Annotated in this window: 16 protein-coding genes, 1 pseudogene and 1 riboswitch; of the genes and pseudogenes, 9 read left to right on the top strand and 8 right to left on the bottom strand. The window is 73.2% G+C overall.

What is annotated here, in order from left to right:
• The first annotated feature begins 11 nt into the window (after window positions 1-11).
• Entirely contained in the window at window positions 12-575 is a 564-nt protein-coding gene (locus tag ACFWW8_RS13935; RefSeq protein ID WP_386527907.1) for a heme-binding protein, read from the top strand.
• Between the two features lie 31 nt (window positions 576-606).
• A complete protein-coding gene (locus tag ACFWW8_RS13930; RefSeq protein ID WP_386527904.1) occupies window positions 607-2,064 on the top strand; it encodes a M1 family metallopeptidase in 1,458 nt (485 codons plus the stop codon).
• 9 nt (window positions 2,065-2,073) lie between these two features.
• Here the strand turns inward: ACFWW8_RS13930 and ACFWW8_RS13925 are convergent, their stop codons facing one another.
• A complete protein-coding gene (locus ACFWW8_RS13925; protein ID WP_386527902.1) occupies window positions 2,074-2,598 on the bottom strand; it encodes a GNAT family N-acetyltransferase in 525 nt (174 codons plus the stop codon).
• A 170-nt stretch (window positions 2,599-2,768) separates the two neighbouring features.
• A complete protein-coding gene (locus ACFWW8_RS13920) occupies window positions 2,769-3,344 on the bottom strand; it encodes a TerD family protein (protein WP_267724528.1) in 576 nt (191 codons plus the stop codon).
• A gap of 140 nt (window positions 3,345-3,484) precedes the next feature.
• Between ACFWW8_RS13920 and arfB the strand changes: the two genes are divergently transcribed.
• Window positions 3,485-3,910, top strand: a complete 426-nt coding sequence (arfB, locus tag ACFWW8_RS13915; protein WP_386527899.1) for an alternative ribosome rescue aminoacyl-tRNA hydrolase ArfB — start codon at window positions 3,485-3,487, stop codon at window positions 3,908-3,910.
• Between the two features lie 183 nt (window positions 3,911-4,093).
• Here the strand turns inward: arfB and ACFWW8_RS13910 are convergent.
• A pseudogene (locus ACFWW8_RS13910) lies at window positions 4,094-4,605 on the bottom strand (flavin reductase family protein).
• Window positions 4,606-4,962: 357 nt separating this feature from the next.
• Here ACFWW8_RS13910 and cdgB point away from each other — a divergent pair.
• The gene (gene cdgB, locus ACFWW8_RS13905; RefSeq protein WP_386527896.1) at window positions 4,963-6,696 is read left to right on the top strand and encodes a diguanylate cyclase CdgB; all 1,734 of its coding nucleotides are present in this window, start codon (window positions 4,963-4,965) and stop codon (window positions 6,694-6,696) included.
• A gap of 68 nt (window positions 6,697-6,764) precedes the next feature.
• Window positions 6,765-7,826 (top strand): CBM35 domain-containing protein, encoded by a 1,062-nt coding sequence (locus ACFWW8_RS13900; RefSeq protein ID WP_386527893.1) that lies wholly within the window; start codon window positions 6,765-6,767, stop codon window positions 7,824-7,826.
• A 109-nt stretch (window positions 7,827-7,935) separates the two neighbouring features.
• On the opposite strand, the gene ACFWW8_RS13895 is transcribed toward ACFWW8_RS13900, so the two are convergent.
• From ACFWW8_RS13895 to ACFWW8_RS13885, 3 genes are all read right to left on the bottom strand, one after another.
• Window positions 7,936-8,862, bottom strand: coding sequence for a 1-phosphofructokinase family hexose kinase (locus ACFWW8_RS13895; RefSeq protein WP_386527890.1), 927 nt, complete (start codon window positions 8,860-8,862; stop codon window positions 7,936-7,938).
• A 108-nt stretch (window positions 8,863-8,970) separates the two neighbouring features.
• Window positions 8,971-10,134 (bottom strand): N-acetylglucosamine-6-phosphate deacetylase, encoded by a 1,164-nt coding sequence (gene nagA / locus ACFWW8_RS13890; RefSeq protein ID WP_386527888.1) that lies wholly within the window; start codon window positions 10,132-10,134, stop codon window positions 8,971-8,973.
• A complete protein-coding gene (locus tag ACFWW8_RS13885) occupies window positions 10,134-11,066 on the bottom strand; it encodes an ROK family protein (protein WP_386528127.1) in 933 nt (310 codons plus the stop codon). Before ACFWW8_RS13885 ends, nagA begins: the two co-directional genes overlap by 1 nt.
• A gap of 215 nt (window positions 11,067-11,281) precedes the next feature.
• Here ACFWW8_RS13885 and ACFWW8_RS13880 point away from each other — a divergent pair, with 215 nt between their 5' ends.
• From ACFWW8_RS13880 to otsB, 3 genes are all read left to right on the top strand, one after another.
• Window positions 11,282-12,568 carry an extracellular solute-binding protein gene (locus ACFWW8_RS13880; RefSeq protein WP_386528124.1) on the top strand — a complete coding sequence of 429 codons (1,287 nt, stop codon included), beginning with the start codon at window positions 11,282-11,284 and terminating at the stop codon, window positions 12,566-12,568.
• A 100-nt stretch (window positions 12,569-12,668) separates the two neighbouring features.
• Window positions 12,669-12,905: a DUF3263 domain-containing protein gene (locus ACFWW8_RS13875; RefSeq protein WP_386527885.1), complete on the top strand. Its 237-nt coding sequence runs from the start codon at window positions 12,669-12,671 to the stop codon at window positions 12,903-12,905.
• A gap of 74 nt (window positions 12,906-12,979) precedes the next feature.
• The gene (otsB, locus tag ACFWW8_RS13870) at window positions 12,980-13,828 is read left to right on the top strand and encodes a trehalose-phosphatase (RefSeq protein WP_386527882.1); all 849 of its coding nucleotides are present in this window, start codon (window positions 12,980-12,982) and stop codon (window positions 13,826-13,828) included.
• 61 nt (window positions 13,829-13,889) lie between these two features.
• On the opposite strand, the gene ACFWW8_RS13865 is transcribed toward otsB, so the two are convergent.
• Together ACFWW8_RS13865 and ACFWW8_RS13860 are read right to left on the bottom strand one after the other, a co-directional pair.
• Complete coding sequence (locus ACFWW8_RS13865) at window positions 13,890-15,368, bottom strand: trehalose-6-phosphate synthase (RefSeq protein ID WP_386527879.1); 1,479 nt, start codon at window positions 15,366-15,368, stop codon at window positions 13,890-13,892.
• 46 nt (window positions 15,369-15,414) lie between these two features.
• The gene (locus tag ACFWW8_RS13860; protein ID WP_386527877.1) at window positions 15,415-16,365 is read right to left on the bottom strand and encodes a glucosyl-3-phosphoglycerate synthase; all 951 of its coding nucleotides are present in this window, start codon (window positions 16,363-16,365) and stop codon (window positions 15,415-15,417) included.
• 185 nt (window positions 16,366-16,550) lie between these two features.
• Window positions 16,551-16,707: riboswitch (SAM riboswitch) on the top strand.
• 17 nt (window positions 16,708-16,724) lie between these two features.
• Between ACFWW8_RS13860 and thrC the strand changes: the two genes are divergently transcribed.
• The gene (gene thrC / locus ACFWW8_RS13855; RefSeq protein WP_386527875.1) at window positions 16,725-17,999 is read left to right on the top strand and encodes a threonine synthase; all 1,275 of its coding nucleotides are present in this window, start codon (window positions 16,725-16,727) and stop codon (window positions 17,997-17,999) included.
• Window positions 18,000-18,017 lie beyond the last annotated feature (18 nt).

The following is an 18,017-nucleotide window of genomic DNA, read 5'->3' as shown; positions in this document are numbered from 1 at the left end:
CAGGAGCAGAGATGAACACCCGTACCCGCGTCCTCACCGGTACCGCCCTCGCCGCCGTCATCGGTGCCGGGACCTTCGGGGCCGTCAGCGCCAGCGCCACCGCCGCACCGGCCGGCGCGTCCGCCGCCGCCCCGGCCGCCGCCGCGGCGAAGAAGGACGACGACCGGAACTTCACCACCTCCACCCACCTCACCGTCGACGCCGCCACCCGCGCCGCCCGGGCCGCGCTGGACGCCGCCGAGAAGGAGAACCAGCGCGTGACGGTCGCGGTCGTCGACCGCAACGGCAACACCATCGTCACCCTGCGCGGCGACGGCGCGGGCCCGCAGTCCTACGAGTCCGCCGAGCGCAAGGCGTTCACCGCCGTGTCCTGGAACGCGCCCACCTCCGTCCTCGTGGGCCGCCTCGCCCAGACCCCGAACCTGAAGGACATCCCCGGCACCCTCTTCCTCGGCGGCGGCACCCCGGTGCAGGCCAACGGCGCCCCGGTGGCCGGCATCGGCGTCGCCGGCGCCCCCAGCGGCGACCTGGACGAGAAGTTCGCCAAGGCCGGAGCGGACGCGCTGGGCAAGTAGCCCGCCCCGTCCCCCGCTTAGGATCGAGTGCGTGGAACACCGCGCCCGATCCCGCTCCTCCCGCCTCGCCGTCCCCGCCGCTGCCGCCCTCCTCGCCCTCACCACGGCGTGTACGGGCGGCACCGTGCAGGGGCGGCCGGGTGCGTCGGGGCTGCGTGACCCGTACTTCCCCAAGGCCGGCAACGGCGGCTACCAGGTCGAGCACTACGCCCTGGACCTGGACTACGAACCCGCCGGCAACCGGCTGCGCGGCCGCGCCGTCATCACCGCCCGCGCCGGGCAGGGCCTCAGCTCGTTCAACCTGGACCTGAGCGGGCTGCGCGTCGACGCCGTGACCGTGCAGGGCGAGGGCGCCCGGTACAACCGCACCGGGAACGAGCTGACCGTGCGGCCGGCCGAGGACCTGAAGAAGGGCGAGGTCTTCCGTACGGAGGTCGACTACAGCGGTCACCCGAAGGCCCTCACCGACCCGGACGGCTCCAAGGAGGGCTGGATCACCACCCCGGGAGGCGCCGGGGGCGCGGGCGCGGCGGCCGGTGCGGTCGGCGTCGGCGAGCCGGTCGGCTCGATGACCTGGTTCCCCGGCAACCACCACCCCAGCGACAAGGCCGCGTACGACATCACGCTGACCGTCCCGGACGGCTACGAGGCCGTGTCGAACGGCGCGCTGCGCTCTCGCACCCCGGCCGGCGCCGGGCGGACCGCCTTCGCGTGGCACAACCCGGAGCCGATGGCGAGCTACCTGGCCACCGCCGTCGTCGGGGAGTACCGGGTGACCACGGGGCGCACGCCCTCCGGGGTGGCCCTCTACAACGCGGTGACGCCCGACGAGGCCGCGTCGAGCGCCGGGGTCCTCGCGCGGCTGCCGGAGATGGTGGAGTGGGGCAGCGGCCGGTTCGGCCCGTACCCGTTCGGCACGGCGGGCGCCGTCGTACTGCCCGCCGGCACCCTGGCCTACGCGCTGGAGACGCAGACCAAGCCGGTCTTCCCGGGGGCGCCCGGCAGTGAGGAGCTCGTCCTGCACGAGCTGGCCCACCAGTGGTTCGGCAACTCGGTGTCGCCCGAGACCTGGAAGGACATGTGGCTGAACGAGGGCTTCGCCACCTACGCCGAGTGGCTGTGGACCGAGGACCACGACGGGCCCACGGCCCAGGAGGAGTTCGACGCCTTCCTGGAGGGAGACACGGAGGTCGACGAGAACGCCGACTCCGACTGGGACGCCTTCCCGCCGGCCGCCCCGCCCGGGCCCGCGGACATCTCCGGGAACCCGGTGTACTACGGCGGGGCGATGGTCCTGCACCGGGTCCGGCAGGAGGTGGGCGACGAGAAGTTCTTCGCGCTGCTGCGCGGCTGGGCCGCCGAGCACCGGCACGGCAACGCGAGCACGGCCGACTTCACCGCCTACGCGGAGAAGACGACGGGACACGACCTGAAGGACGTCTGGGACGTCTGGCTGTACGGAAAGGGCCGCCCGGGCGGCGCCCCCTAGACCGCGGGTCTACGGGGCTTCGAGCGGCTTGCGCAGCACCACGCAGGCGCGGCCCCGCTCGCGGTCCTCGGCCCGGCGTACGAAGGCGTAGCCGCGGGACTCCCAGAAGGCGAGCGCGCCGGGGTTGTTGTCCAGCACCGCGAGCCGCAGCCCGGCGCGCCCCGCTGCGCGGAAGCGGTCCTCGACCAGGCCGGCCACGGTCGTGCCGTAGCCCTCGCGGTGCGCGGTGGCGTCGATGAGCAGCAGTCCGATCCACGGGTCGGGGTCCTCGGACGCCGGGTCGGGATGGTGGGCGAGGGTGGTGGCCAGGCCGACCAGCCGGCCCGCCGAGCGGGCGAGGAGGACCTCGGCGCCGGGGTGGGAGAGTTCGTCGGCGAGGGCGGCCGCGACCTGCTCGACCGTGATGCGACCGGGATCGGGGAAGTCCCCGCTCAGTTCGAAGAAGGCGTGGTTCGTCGCGTAGAGGGCGGCGATCTCGGTGAGGACCGGGCCGGGCAGGGCGCCGTCCACGGGGACGAGCGGGTGGATGATCACCTGTCGAACGGTAGCGAAGCCCCCTCCCCGGACGGCCGGGAGGGGGCTTCACCAGTACAGGTGTCGGCCGAGTGGCAGACGGACCGAACAACAGGACCACCGGACAACGGTCAGTCGGTCGACGGTCGACCGTCGACGGTCGACGGTCAGTCGGTCAGTCGGTCAACCGGTCAGACGTTGACGCCGAAGTCCTGCGCGATGCCCGTGAGGCCCGAGGCGTAGCCCTGGCCGACCGCGCGGAACTTCCACTCGGCGCCGTTGCGGTAGAGCTCGCCGAAGACCATGGCGGTCTCGGTCGCCGCGTCCTCGGAGAGGTCGTAGCGGGCGATCTCGGTGCCGCCGGCCTGGTTCACGACGCGGATGTACGCGTTGCGGACCTGGCCGAAGTTCTGGTTGCGGGTCTCGGCGTCGTAGATGGAGACCGGGAAGACGATCTTGTCCACGTCGGCCGGTAGGCCGGCGAGGTTGACGTTGATGGCCTCGTCGTCGCCCGCGCCCTCGCCGGTGCGGTTGTCACCGGTGTGGACGATGGTCTGGTCCGGGGTGGACTTGTTGTTGAAGAAGACGAAGTGGCCGTCGGAGACGACCTTGCCGGTCGCGTTGACGGCGATGGCCGAGGCGTCGAGGTCGAAGTCGACACCGGTGGTGGTGCGGGTGTCCCAGCCGAGGCCGACCGTGACGGCAGCCAGACCGGGGGCCTCCTTCGAGAGCGAGACGTTGCCGCCCTTGGACAGGCTTACAGCCATGGGAATGTCCCTTTCCTCATCCAACATGCACGTACAGGCGGTCAAAGTACCGCTGTCCCCTCTAACGCGACGAGGGGCCTGCCGGGTTCCCGAATGAAATAAGGGTGACGGAGCGGCCGCGGGCACGGATCATAGGGGGCATGCCCGGTCCCTATGTCATTCGCGGTTCGGTCGTGCTCCCGGAGTCGGAGCTCGCCTGGCGCTTCTCGCGCTCCTCGGGGCCCGGCGGACAGCACGTGAACACCTCGGACTCCCGCGCGGAACTGCTCTTCGACCTCGCGGCGACCAAGGCGCTGCCCGAGGTGTGGAAGGAGCGGGCGCTGGAGCGGCTCGCCTCCCGCCTCGTCGACGGGGTGGTGACCGTACGGGCCTCCGAGCACCGCTCGCAGCTGCGCAACCGGGAGATGGCGCTGGTCCGGCTGACCTCGCTGCTCGCCGAGGCGACGGCGCCGCCGCCTCGGCAGCGCCGGGCGACCAAGATCCCGCGCGGGATCAACGAGCGCCGGCTGCGGGAGAAGAAGGCAAGGGCGGAGACCAAGCGGGGCCGCACCGGCCGCGACTGGTAGCGCACCGGCAGCCGCGCGCCCCCCGTGCGGCCGCACGCCCCTCCGGGCCGCCGCGCGCTCCGTGCACCGGCGTGCACGCCCTTCCGGCCGCGCCCCCAGGCCGGAAGCTGCGGCCGGTCCCCGTGGCCGGTCCCTACGGCCGGTCCCCGCGCCCGGTCCCGTGCGCCCCGCCCCCGGTCCCCGCTACTGCCCGAGGTGCCGGTAGCGCCCGCGGAAGTACGTGAGCGGCGGCGAGTCCGGCGACGGCAGCCCCGCCGTCAGCACGCGGCCGACGACCAGGGTGTGGTCGCCCGCCTCCACGCGGTTCTCCGTACGGCATTCGAGGGTGGCCAGGGCGCCGGTCAGCAGCGGGGCCCCGGAGGCCTCGCCGCGCACGTACGGGAGGTCCGCGAACAGCAGGCGGTCGCTGATCCGGTTCTTCATCGAGAAGCGGCCCGCGATCTGGAGCTGGTGGTCGGCGAGCACCGAGACCGCCCACAGCGGCTGCTCCGCCAGCAGGTCGTCCATCCGGGAGCCCTCGCGCAGGCTCACGACCACCAGCGGCGGGTCCAGCGAGACGGACATGAAGGCGGCGCCGTCATGCCGACGTCCTCGCCGCGCGGACCGCCGGTCGTCAGGGGTGCCTCGTGCGCGGTGATCAGGCACACGCCCGCCGCCAGCCGGGCCATCGCGGCGCGGAACTCGTCATTGCTCACGCCCTCAGCATGGGGGGTTCGCTCGGGCAGGGTGGGTACGGGGGTCGTCTGGTGCACGGTGAAACGCTAATCTCGCGCTCCCCGGCGCACATCGGGCCCCGGGCCGAGTCGCGCCCCCGCCTCTCGTCCTAGGCCCGGGCGTATCGTTTGCTCACGGGAAGGCGGGGGGAGTGCTTCCAGCCCGGGAGGTCCGTTGCGTACCGTTATTCATCTCATGTGACTTGAGTCACAGAGGGCAAGATTTGTTGACCCTGTGTACCTGCCGCACAGCTCACTGTGATTCAGTGGACGGGACACCGCAACGAAACGCCGATGACAAACCTGGAGTTGCTGTCGAGGTCTCGGGGAGAGCGAGCAATGGAGACCGAGTCGGAGCCGTACGTCCGTCTTGCGACCCTGCGGCAGCTGCACCGGGTGGTGGCCGAGCTCAATACGGCCCGGAGCCTGGCGGACACCCTGCAGACCGTGGTGGACGGCATCGTCGTGGGGCTCGGCTACGAACTCGCCTGTGTCAACCTCGTACGTCCTGACGGGGATCTCGTCGTCGCGGCCTTCGCCGGCGACCCCGCCGCCGAGGCCCTCATCACCGGCCGGGTCGGCTCCCGCGCCTCCTGGGAACGCCGCCTGACGATGGGTGAGAACTGGGACGGGCTCCGCTTCATCCCGCACACCGAGGGCTGGGTCCTCATGGAGGACGACGTCCCCCAGTGGCACACCGAGGGGCCCGAACCGCGGTTCGAGGACGAGTGGCACCCCGAGGACCGGCTCTACGCGCCCATGTACGCGTCCGGCGGGGAACTTCTGGGTGTCATTTCGGTGGACAGACCGCGCAACGGGCGGCGCCCCGGGGCGTGGGGGCGCGAGGCGCTCCAGATGTACGCCTTCCAGGCGGCGATTGCGATCAGCAATGCCAGGCTCCGCGCGAACATGCAGCGGGCCCTGGTCCGGCTGGAGCGCGAGCAGCAGGCGCTCCGCGCCAGCGAGGAGTCGTTCCGCCAGGCCTTCGAGTACGCACCCAGCGGCATGGCCATCGCCGAGATGGGCGGGGACCAGCACGGCCGTCTGCTGCGGACCAACGACGCGCTGTGCCGGCTGCTCGGCAGACCGGCCTCCGTACTGCGCCGCTACTCCTTCTCCGACCTGGTCCACCCCGAGGACATCGGCACCCTGCTGCGCACCTCCGCCGAGGGCGGCCGGGCCGAGCTGCGCCTCGGCCGCCGCGACGGCACGTACGTATGGGTCTCGCTGCGCAACTCCGTGGTCGCGGACGCCGCCGACGGGCCGCGGTTCCTGCTGACCCACGTCGAGGACATCGAGGAGCGCAAGCGGCACGAGCTCCAGCTCGCCCACCGGGCCAGCCACGACTCGCTGACCGGCCTGCCCAACAGCGCCGAGCTCAGGTCCCGGCTCGGGGCCCGGCTGTGCCGCCGCCCGCAGTCCGTGCGGGCCACCGCGGTCGAGGCCCTGGACGCGGCCTACGAGGGACGCGAGGTGCGTACGGGGTACGAAGTGCACGGGGAGGCGGGTGGTGCGGGTGAGCACGGCTTTCAGCCCGACTTCCAGCCCGTCGGCCCCGACCGGTTCGGCGGGGCCGACCCCTTCGAGTTTCCCGGGGCGGTGGCGGGCCCCTCGGACGGGCCGTACGACCACCACGTGCACACGGTGGCGCCCGCGACCGACGTCGACGACGGGACGAAGGGGCTCGCGGTCCTCTTCTGCGACCTCGACGGCTTCAAGTCGATCAACGACCGGTTCGGGCACCACACGGGCGACGCGGTCCTGATCGAGGTCGCCCGGCGGCTGACGACCGGCGTCAGGGACGGCGACACCGTCGCCCGGCTGGGCGGTGACGAGTTCGTCGTCCTCGCCGACGGTCTGGGCGCCGCGGACGCCGCCGACCTCGCGGTCCGGCTGCGCAACGCGATCATCCCGCCGATCCGGGTCGACGGCCGCGCGGTCCGCGTGGGAGCGAGTTTCGGGATCGGATGGGCGAGTTGCGGGATGTCCGCCGACGAGGTGCTGCGCTCCGCCGACCAGCGGATGTACATCGAGAAGCGGTCGCGGTCGAAGTCGCACCGCCGGGCCGGATGAGGCGATCGGCCGCTCGGGGGCGCATGCGTTCGGGGTAGGCTCCCGGGGGTCGAAAGGAGTGACCTGCGATGACGACGCCCGCGAACAACGGCTCGCACAGTGGGGCGAACAAGCCCGAGGACGACGATCCGTTCGGCTACCTCTACGAGGACGGCCAGGCCGCCGGGGCCACCCCGCCCGGTCAGGGCGGATACGGCTACCCCGGCCCGGGCGGCGGTCACCCCGGTACGCAGCCCGGTGTCCCGCGGACCTCCCACCACCAGGTGCGCACGGTCGGCGACCGCAGGAGCGGCGGCGGCCCCCGGGGCCCCGTTCCCCCGCAGGGCCAGCCGTCCTACCAGGCGCAGTACCAGGCCCCCGAGGCACTCCAGGCCGGCGGTTACGGCGTCCCGCCGCAGCAGGGCGGTGCGTCGCAGTCCTCCCAGACCCAGGCGATCTCCTCGCACGGCGGCGGCGGGAGCCACGGCCACGGGGGATCGGGCCGCGGCGGCGGTTCCAGCCGCAAGGGCCTGCTGATCGCGGCGGTCGCCGTGGTCGGCGCGGTCGTGATCGGCATCGGCGCGGCGCTGACCTTCGGCGGTGACGGCAAGGAGAAGACCGACGAGAAGGCGGGCGGTGACGGCGGCCAGCAGTCGGCCGCCCCGCAGAAGCCGGCGTCCCCGACCCCCGGCGCCTCGGCGAAGCCCTCGGAGGCCCCCCTTCCGAAGGCGGACGCCTCGGGCGCGGGCATGGTGCTCACGGGCGGCGCGCAGCTGCAGAGCACGGTGCCCGGAGCCAAGAGCGGCGACGGCCAGTACGTGGGCGGCTTCAACCAGCCCGGTGCGGCGCTGACCTGGACGGTCGACGTCCCGTCGGCCGGCGACTACACGGTCTACGTGAAGTACGGCGTGCCCGGGAAGGACGCGAAGGCGACGCTCACGGTCAACGGTCAGAGCCCCAACCAGGCGCTGAACCTCGCCAACTTCGCGAAGGCCTCGGAGGGTGCCTGGGACAAGGGGTGGACGACCACCTACGCCTGGATCACCCTCAAGAAGGGCACGAACAACGTGAAGATCTCCTGCGAGACGGGCAACCAGTGCGACGTGGTCTTCGACCAGCTGGAGATGGCCTCGGGCCACGTCCGGCGCTGACCTCCCGCCCGGCCGGCCCGCCCGTCGGCTGAACCCGGCCCCCATCGCTCGCGCGGTGGGGGCCGGTTCCGTTGCCGGACCGTCCGTGCCCCGGGCATGCGGAAGGGGTTCAGCTTGCGCTCCGGTCGGTGACGCGGACGCCGAGCCTCAACTCCTCGTAGGCGCCCCGGTCGAACTCTCCCGCCACCGGGGCGAGGACCGTGGCCGCCGAGAGGGCGACCGCGCGGGTGAGGCGGCTCGGCCAGTCCAGGCCCTGCGTCAGGGCGGACAGCAGCCCCGCGACCGCGGAGTCGCCGGCCCCGGTGGGGTTGCCGGCCAGCGGGCGCGGCGGGGCGGCCTGCCAGGTGCCGTCGGGGGTGGCGGCCAGCAGCCCGCCCGGGCCGAGCGAGGTGACCACCGCGTGGGCGCCCCGGCGGCGGGCGTCACGGGTGGCGGGGAGCGGGTCGCGGGACCCGGTGAGCTCCGCCAGTTCGGTGGCGTTCGGCTTGATGACCTCCGGCCGGGCGGCGACCCCGCGGCGCAGGGCCTCGCCGCCGGTGTCCAGGAGCACCGGGACCCCGGCGGCGCGGGCGGCCCGTACGAGCACCGCGTACGCGCCCACCGGCACGCCCGGCGGGAGGCTGCCGCACAGGGCGACGGCCTCGGCGCCGGCCAGCAGGGCGTCGTACCGGGTCAGGAACGCCGACCACTCCGGGGCCGTGATCAGCGGGCCCGGCTCGTTGAACTGCGTGGTGTCCCCGGAGGCCGCGTCCACCACGGCCACGGTGCGGCGGGTGGTGCCCGCGCAGGGGACCAGCGCGTCCGTCACCCCGGGGAAGGCCGCCAGCAGGTCCCGTACGACGGCGCCGGTCCGGCCGCCGGCGAAGCCGGTGGCGGTGACCTCGTGGCCGAGCGCGGCCAGGACGCGAGCCACGTTGAGGCCCTTGCCGCCGGGTCGTTCGGCGACGTCCGAGACGCGGTGCGAGGCGTGCGGGAGCAGCCGCGGCACGCGGTAGGTGACGTCGAGCGCCGTGTTGAGCGTGACGGTCAGGATCATGGGCACTCCCGGGTCTGTTGCTGCCGGGATCATGCCAAACGGAAGGCGGTCGGCCCAGTCCCGCGGGCCGACCGCCTTCCGTGCGTGTCCCGCCGGTGTGCCGGACCGTCAGGAACCGGCCCGCACGGCCGGGGTGACGATCCATTCGCCGCGCCGCATGACGCCCTTGACGTCGAACGCGGCGTCGAGGACGACCAGGTCGGCGTACTTGCCGGCCTCCAGCGAGCCGATCTCGCCGTACAGGCCGATCAGCTTGGCCGGGTTCGCGGAGATCGCCTGGACCACGGACTCCACCGGCAGCCGGTCCAGGGTCACCGACCGCTTGAAGGCGGTGTCCAGGGTGAGGGTCGAACCGGCGATGGAGCCGCCCTCCACGAGCCGGGCCACGCCCTCCTTGACCTCGACCTCCAGCGGACCGAGGTGGTAGGTCCCGTCGCCGAAGCCGGCCGCGTCCATCGCGTCGGTGATCAGCGCCACGCGGTGCGCGCCGGCGTGGTGGAAGGCCAGCTCCAGCATGGCCGGGTGCAGGTGGACGCCGTCGTTGATCAGCTCGACGGTCACCCGCTCGTCCTCCAGCAGCGCCGCGATGGGGCCCGGGGCGCGGTGCTCCAGGCCCGGCATGGCGTTGTAGAGGTGGGTGGCCACGGTCGCGCCCGCGTCGATGGCCTGACACGTCTGCTCGTACGTGGAGTCGGTGTGGCCGATGGCCGCGATGACCCCGTGCTCGGCGAGGAGCCGTACGGATTCCAGGCCGCCCGGCAGCTCGGTGGCGAGGGTGAACATCCGGGCGGCGCCCTGCGCGGCGTCGATCAGCTTGCGGACCTCGGCCGGGTCGGGGTCGCGGAGCAGGTCCTCCTTGTGGGCGCCCTTGCGGCAGGGGTTGATGAACGGCCCCTCGAAGTGGATGCCCGCGATCTCGCCCTGCTGGGTCAGCTCGGCGAGCAGCCCGGCGCGGCGGGCGAGTTCGTCCAGGTCGCCGGTGACGGTGGAGGCGACCACGGTGGTGGTGCCGTGCTCGCGGTGCGTCCGCACGCCCCTGAGGACCTCCTCGGGGGTGCCGGAGGTGAAGGAGGCGCCGCCGCCGCCGTGGTTGTGCATGTCGACGAAGCCGGGGACGATCCAGTGCCCGGTCAGGTCCAGGACGTCCGCGCCCTCCCGGGCGCTGCCGGCGATGCGGGCGCCCTCGACGATGACCCGGCCGTTGGCGACGGTTCCGGTGGGCAGCACCACCCTGGCGCCGGAGAGAACGGTGCTGTGAGCGCTTCCGGACATCAGGCGGGTACCTCCGTGGCGAGTAGGTCCCAGGCGAGCAGCCCTGCGCCCAGGCATCCGGCCGTGTCCCCGAGGGCCGCCGGAACGATGTGCGGCAGCCGCTGGAACGTCACGCGCTCCTCGACGGCCGCCCGTAGTGGTGTGAACAAGGTTTCCCCGGCCTCGGCCAGCCCGCCACCGATGATCAGCGTGCGCGGGTCCAGCAGGGTGATCGCCGTGACCAGGCCGTCGGCGAGCGCGCCGACGGCCGCCAGCCAGACCTCGCGGGCCCGCTCGTCGCCGGCCTCGACGGCCTCGGCGCACCGCGCCGCGTCCGCCGCGGGGTCGCCGGAGGCCGCCGCCCACGCGCGGGAGACGGCGGAGGCCGAGGCGAGGGTCTCCAGGCAGCCGCGCTGCCCGCAGCCGCAGGCGGGCCCGCCGGGGCGCACCACGATGTGGCCGATCTCGCCCGCGTAGCCGTGGGCGCCGGCCTCGATGCGGCCGGCGATCCCGATGGCGCCGGCGATGCCGGTGCCCAGGGGGACGAAGAGGAAGCGGTCGGCGCCGCGGCCGGCGCCGATGCGGCCCTCGGCCAGGCCGCCCGTGCGGACGTCGTGCCCCAGGGCCACCGGGATGCCGCCGAGCCGTCTGCCGATCAGCTCGCGCAGGGGGACGTCGCGCCAGCCCAGGTTCGCCGCGTAGACGGCGATCCCGTTCTCGGCGTCGACGATGCCGGGCACGGCGACCCCGGCGGCCGACGCGGGCCGCCCGAAGCGCTCCGCGCCGGTGCGCAGCAGCTCCGCGGCGAAGTCCTGGATCGTCTCGACGACGGCGTCGGGACCCCGCTCGCGGCCGGTGGCGCGGCGCGCCTCGTGCAGCAGGGTGCCGTCGTCGGCGACGAGGGCGGCCTTCATCCCGGTGCCGCCCACATCGAGGGCGATGACGTGTTTCACGGGTTTCACAGGGGACAGTCTCGCGTGCTCGACGGGGAAAGGTCTAGTCCATTGGGAGGGATTGTTGAGTGGCCATACAAAATCGGGGCCCGGGTCCGGATACGAAGCGGACACGGACCGCGCCCGGGATGTGGACCAGTCGCCAAAGTGGTGTAGACCTTACGTGGATCGTACGTACAACAAGGGGTGGAACGAGAACTGTGAAGCGCCGTTACCTGAGCCTGGCCGCCTCCGGCGCCGCACTCTGCCTGACGGGCGTGACGCTGACGGGCTGCGGAGCCGTCGACGGACTCGCCGGGGACAACGAGGTGACCCTCCGGGTCGTGGCGGCCGACTACGGGGACAATCCGCAGAACTCCTCCGCCGCCTACTGGAAGGACCTCGGCGACGCCTTCACGAAGCAGCACCCCGGCATCAAGGTCGAGGTCAGCGTCTTCAACTGGTCGGAGGTCGACGCCAAGGTCGCCGCGATGGTCAAGGCCGGCAAGGCCCCCGACATCGCCCAGATCGGCGCCTACGCCGACTACGCGGCCGACGGCAAGCTGTACACCGCGGACGAGCTGCTCTCCGTGAAGACCGAGGCGGACTTCCTGGCGCCGCTCGCCGACGCGGGCAAGGTCAAGCGGGTCCAGTACGGCCTGCCCTTCGTCGCCAGCACCCGGCTGCTCTTCTACAACGAGAAGCTGCTCGGCGACGCCGGCGTCATCCCCAAGGACGGCAGGACCGCCTGGCAGCCGAAGAGCTGGAGCGAGCTGGAGGCCGCCGCGAAGAAGCTGAAGGGCTCGGGCGTCCCGACCCCCTTCGCGCTGCCGCTGGGCCGCGAGGAGGCCCAGGCCGAGACGATGATGTGGATGCTCGCGGGCGGCGGCGGCTACACGGACAACGAGGAGAACTACTCCCTCGACTCCGCCGACAACGCCAAGACGCTGGAGTTCCTGCGGGACAAGCTGGTCGGTCAGGGCCTGACCGGCTCGGTCGAGCCGGGCAAGCTGGACCGGCAGGCCGCCTTCGACGCGTTCGCGCGCGGCGAGGTCGGCATGCTCAACGGTCACCCGACGCTGCTCAAGCAGGCGGGCGACCGGGGCGTGAAGTACGGCATGGTGGCCCTGCCCAGCGCGGACGGCACCGAGCACCCGACCATGGGCGTCGCGGACTGGGTGATGGCCTTCAAGAACGGGCACCGCAAGGAGTCCGGCACCTTCCTCGACTACCTGTACCAGGCGAAGAACGTGACGGCCTTCACCGAGAAGTACGACCTGCTGCCGGTCACCACGAGCGGCTACCGGGCCGCCGCGGCGGACACGGGCGGCTCCTCGCCGCAGCTCAAGACCTTCCTGGCGGCCCTGCCGAACTCCCGGCTCTACCCCGTAGGCAAGAAGTCCTGGGCGGGCGTCAGCGAGGACATCAAGCAGAAGATCGGCAAGACCGTGCAACCCGGCGGCCAGCCCGCGAAGGTGCTGGAGGAGATCGCCACGGCGGCCCGCAAGGCCGACCCGAGCTGACCGGGCAGGCCGGCCCGCCCGCCGGCCCGCCGGTACGCCCGCCGGTCCACCGGCCCGCCCGGCGCGGGCCGGTGTCGGCGGGCGGCGTTAATCTGGCGGTATGACGGACGAGGGGCGGCTGACGGCCACGGAGGCCGAGGTGCTCGCGTACGAGTCCCGGACCTGGCCGGGACCCGGCGCCAAGGAGCGGGCGGTACGGGAGGGGCTGGGGATGACCCCGGTCCGGTACTACCAGCTGCTCAACGCGCTCATGGACGACCCCCGGGCGCTGGCCCACGCCCCGGGCACGGTGAACCGGCTGCGCCGCATCCGCGAGGCCCAGCGGGCGCGGCGGTGACCGTACGGGGCCGGTCGGCGCGGACCGGTACCGCGCCGTAGCCGTCGCCGGGCTCGCCCGTTAGGGTCGTCCCTATGGGGAGCCATCCGCACGACCTGCCGATGCCCGTCACCGCATCCGGACGCGAGGGCCTGGACGCCCTGCTCCGCGCGCCCCGCCGGTCCGTGGTCGCCCTCGACTTCGACGGCACCCTGGCCGACATCGTTCCCGACCCCGACCAGGCCCGCGCCCACCCCGGAGCCGTGCCGGCGCTCGCCGCGCTCGCCCCCGAGGTCGCCTCCGTGGCCGTGGTCACCGGCCGCCCGGCGGGCGTCGCCGTACGCTACGGCGGCTTCGCCGGCGTCTCCGGACTCGAACACCTCGTGGTCCTCGGGCACTACGGCGCCGAGCGCTGGGACGCCGTCACCGGCACCGTCCACGCCCCGGCCGAGCACCCCGGGGTCGCGGCGGTCCGGGCGGAGCTGCCGGGGTTCCTGGAGTCGATCGGGGCCTGGCGCGGCACCTGGATCGAGGAGAAGGGCCAGGCGCTCGCCGTCCACACCCGGCGCGCCGCGGACCCCGCCGCCGCCTTCGACGCCCTGCGCGAGCCGCTGGCCGACCTCGCCGCCCGGCACGGGCTGATGGTGGAGCCGGGCCGGGCCGTGCTGGAGCTGCGGCCCCCGGGCATGGACAAGGGCGTCGCCCTCACCGAGTTCCTGGAGGAGACCGGCGCCGAGACGGTGCTGTACGCCGGGGACGACCTGGGCGACCTCGCCGCCTACGCCGCCGTCGAGAAGCGGCGGACCGACGGGCACCCGGGCCTGCTGGTGTGCAGCGGCTCCGCGGAGGTACCGGAACTGGCCGCGCGGGCCGACATCGTCCTCGCCGGCCCCGCCGAGGTCGTCGCCCTGCTGGCCGCCCTGGCGGACGCGCTGCGGTCCTGACCCCCGGGGCGGTGCGCACGGCTCCGGGGCCCGGCCCCGGAACCCGCGCCGCGCCGGCGGGTCAGGACTCCGGGGCGTCCAGGGCGTCGAGCTGGGCGCGGAACCAGGCCGCCGGGGGCAGCGCCGTGGCCGCCGCGGCCAGCCGCTTCGTACGCTCCGCGCGCTCCGGCTCCGGCATGGTCAGCGCCTCGTTCAGGGCCTGCGCCGTCCGCGTCACGTCGAACGGGTTCACCGTCAGCGCGTGGTCGCGGAGCTCCTCGTACGCCCCCGCGCCCGTCGACAGCACCAGCGCGCAGCCCGCCTCCGACACCACCGGGATCTCCTTCGCCACCAGGTTCATCCCGTCGCGCACCGGGTTGACCAGGGCCACGTCCGCCAGCCGGTACGCGGCCAGCGAGCGCGCGAAGTCGTCCTTCACCGACACCAGCACCGGCTCCCAGCCCTCCGTGCCGAACTCCGCGTTGATCTCCGCCGCCAGCTCCGCCACCGCCGCCGTGTAGTCCCGGTACACCTTCAGGTCCTGCCGCGACGGGTACGCGGAGGCCAGGTGCACCACCCGGCCGCGCCACTCGGGGTGGACCGTCAGCAGCTCCCGGTAGGCCAGGAGCCCGCGCAGGATGTTCTTCGACAGCTCCGTGCGGTCCACCCGGACGACCGTCCTGCGGTCCCCGACCTCCGCCCGCAGCTCCGCCAGCTTCGCGTCGACCTCGGGCCGGTGCGCGAGCGCCCGCAGGTCGTCCCCGTCCACACCCAGGGGGAACGCGGTCACCTCCGTGAAGCGGGGCTCCTCCGGCCGCTCCTCGCGCCGCCCGTCCTCCACCGTCCTGCGGTGCCGCACCCCGCTGGGCCCCGCGGCCGGCCAGAAGCCCTCCGCCACCCCGCTCGCGTCGTCGGCCTGCGCCCCGGCGACGAAGTTCCGCGCCCACTCGCCCGTGTGGAAGCCCAGCACGTCCGCGCCGAGCATCCCCCACACCAGCTGCTGGCGGACGTCGTCGGGGAGCATGCCGAGGACGTCGGGCGAGGCCCACGGCGTGTGCGTGAAGTGCGCGATCCGCAGGTCCGGCCGCAGCTCCCGCAGCTGCCCCGGGACCAGCGCGAGGTGGTAGTCCTGCACCAGGACGCGGGCGCCGGGCGCCGCCTCCTGCGCGAGGGCCCGCGCGAAGGCGCGGTTGTACTCGGTGTACGAGTCCCACTGGCGGCGGAACCGCGCGTCGAAGACCGGCTCGCGCGGGACGTCGTACAGGTGGTGGTGGGTGAACCAGAGAACGGAGTTCGCGATGCCGTTGTACGCGTCGTCGTACACAGTGGGATCGATGTCCAGCATCCGGACGCCGGGCTCGGAGACGCCCCGGCGCACCGCCTCACGGTCGGCGTCCGAGAGCGCCGCGCAGATCCACAGCGCGTCCGGCTGCTCCGCGAGGGCGGCGGAGAGTCCGGAGACGAGTCCGCCCCCGCCGCGGCGGGCGCCGAGTTCCCCGTCGTCGGACAGGGCGTAGGAGAGCGGGCCGCGGTTCGCTGCAACGAGTACCTGAGAAGCCATGCCGCCAACCTAGCCGGGCCCGGGCCCCCTCAAACCGTCCGATCCGTCACGCCACGCGGCGTACCGCGTACTCCTCGACCTCGCGCATCGGCGGCCGCTCCTCGGTGTCCACCGCGTAGGTCCGGGGCACGAAGCCGCCCGGGCCCCGCTCGAACTGCGTCAGTTCCGGCCGTACGAGGTGGCCGCGCGAGAGCCGCAGCTGCGCCGTGCGGTAGATCGCCGCGGCCATCCGGCCCAGCGCCTGCCCGTCCTGATGGCGGTGGACCCGTACGCCCACGTCGACCTGGGCCAGCGCGTCCAGCCCGACCGTGTGCAGCGCGTCCACCAGCAGGCCCAGCTCGACCCCGTACCCGACGGGGAAGGGGAGCCGCTCCAGCAGCGAGCGCCGCACGGCGTACTCCCCGCCCAGCGGCTGGACGAAGCCCGCCAGCTGCGGCCAGTGGAGGTTGAGCAGGGGCCGGGCGACCAGCTCCGTCACCCGCCCGCCCTGGCCCGGTGCGCCGCCCAGCGGGCGGTCGTACATCGCCTTGACGAACTGCACCTCGGGGTCGGTCAGCAGCGGTCCCACGATGCCGGACACGAAGGAGGCCGAGAAGTCCCGCAGGTCGGCGTCGACGAAGCACACGAGGTCCCCGGTCGTGGCCAGCAGCGAGCGCCACAGCACCTCGCCCTTGCCGGGCAGCGCCGGGACGCGGGGCAGGATCGCGTCGCGGTGCTCCACCCGGGCGCCGGCCTTCGCCGCCACCTCCGCGGTGCGGTCGGTGGAGCCCGAGTCCACGACGAGGAGTTCGTCCACCAGGGGGACGGGCAGCCCGTCCATCAGCTCGCGCCGGATCACCTCCACGATCTCCCCGACCGTGGCCTCCTCGTCGAGCGCGGGCAGCACCACGCTGACCGTGGCGCCGGTCGCCCGCTTCCGTTCGATCAGCTGGGCGAGCGGTCGGTCGGCGGCGGCCCAGGAGCGCTCGGCCAGCCAGCGCTCCACCTCTTCCAGCACTCTCGGCACTCCCTGGTTACTCGGCGGTATAAGCCGAAATGTGATCCATCTCGCGGTTCGGACGGCTGTCTCAACCACCCGGACCTTCCGTTACAGTCTTGAACAACGCGAAGCACCACCGCATGCCGGGGGTGCTCGCACACAAACGCCCGGACGCGCCAGGAGCGCGCGGCCCGGTGCCATACCGCTCATCCAGAGGGGCAGAGGGACACGGCCCGTTGAAGCCCCGGCAACCCTCCAGTCGGTTCTCGCGATGCGTTCTGCGCACACTCCGCGAGGTCCCCGGCTAGGGAAGGTGCCAATTCCGTCTCATGGCGAAGTGCGCCATGGGGAAGATGAGGAGAAAGGGCCTCGCCATCATGGCTGTACAGACTGAAACCACCTCTGTCGATCTCGGACCCGCCACCGGCCTTTCCTGTCGCGAGTGCGGTACCCGGTTCGAACTCGGCCCCATCTTCGCGTGCGTCGAGTGCTTCGGACCGCTGGAAGTCGCCTACGACCTTCCCACCGGCGACCCCGAGGCCCTGCGCGCCGCGATCGAGGCCGGTCCGAACAACATCTGGCGCTACGCGCCGCTGCTGCCCGTCCCCGCCGACGTGGCCTCCAAGCCGAGCCTGAACCCCGGCTTCACCAAGCTCGTGGACGCGGCCAACCTGGCCAAGGAGCTCGGCGTCACCGGCAAGCTCTACGTCAAGGACGACTCCGGCAACCCGACGCACTCCTTCAAGGACCGCGTCGTGGCCATCGCCGTCGAGGCGGCCCGCGCCTTCGGCTTCACCACGCTCTCCTGCTCCTCCACCGGCAACCTGGCCGGCGCCGTCGGCGCCGCGGCCGCCCGCGCCGGCTTCCGCTCCTGCGTGTTCATCCCGCACGACCTGGAGCAGGGCAAGGTCGTCATGGCCGCTGTCTACGGCGGCGACCTCGTCGGCATCGAGGGCAACTACGACGACGTCAACCGCTTCTGCTCCGAGCTCATCGGCGATCCGCTCGGCGAGGGCTGGGGCTTCGTCAACGTCAACCTGCGCCCGTACTACGGCGAGGGCTCCAAGACGCTCGCGTACGAGATCTGCGAGCAGCTCGGCTGGCAGCTGCCCGACCAGCTGGTCATCCCGATCGCCTCCGGCTCGCAGCTGACGAAGATCGACAAGGGTCTGCAGGAGCTGATCAAGCTCGGCCTCGTCGAGGACAAGCCGTACAAGATCTTCGGCGCCCAGGCCGAGGGCTGCTCCCCGGTCTCGACCGCCTTCAAGGCCGGTCACGACGTGGTCCGCCCGCAGAAGCCGAACACCATCGCCAAGTCCCTGGCGATCGGCAACCCGGCGGACGGCCCGTACGTCCTGGACATCGCGCGGCGCACCGGCGGCTTCGTCGACGACGTCAACGACGAGCAGGTCGTCGAGGCCATCAAGATCCTGGCGCAGACCGAGGGCATCTTCGCCGAGACCGCGGGCGGCGTGACCGTCGGCGTCACGAAGAAGCTCATCGAGGCGGGACACCTCGACCCGGCGCTGACCACCGTCATCCTGAACACCGGTGACGGCCTCAAGACCCTGGAGGCGGTGGCCGCGGACAGCGGGCAGACCGCCACCATCCGCCCGAGCCTGGACGCCTTCCGCGCCGCCGGCCTGGCCTGACCCTCCCCCCGCACACCG

It is taken from the genome of Streptomyces sp. NPDC058701, from assembly GCF_042715295.1.
Lineage (GTDB): Bacteria > Actinomycetota > Actinomycetes > Streptomycetales > Streptomycetaceae > Streptomyces.
The sequence above is the reverse complement of the archived record's forward strand: the minus strand, read 5'-3'. Positions and strand labels throughout refer to the sequence as shown.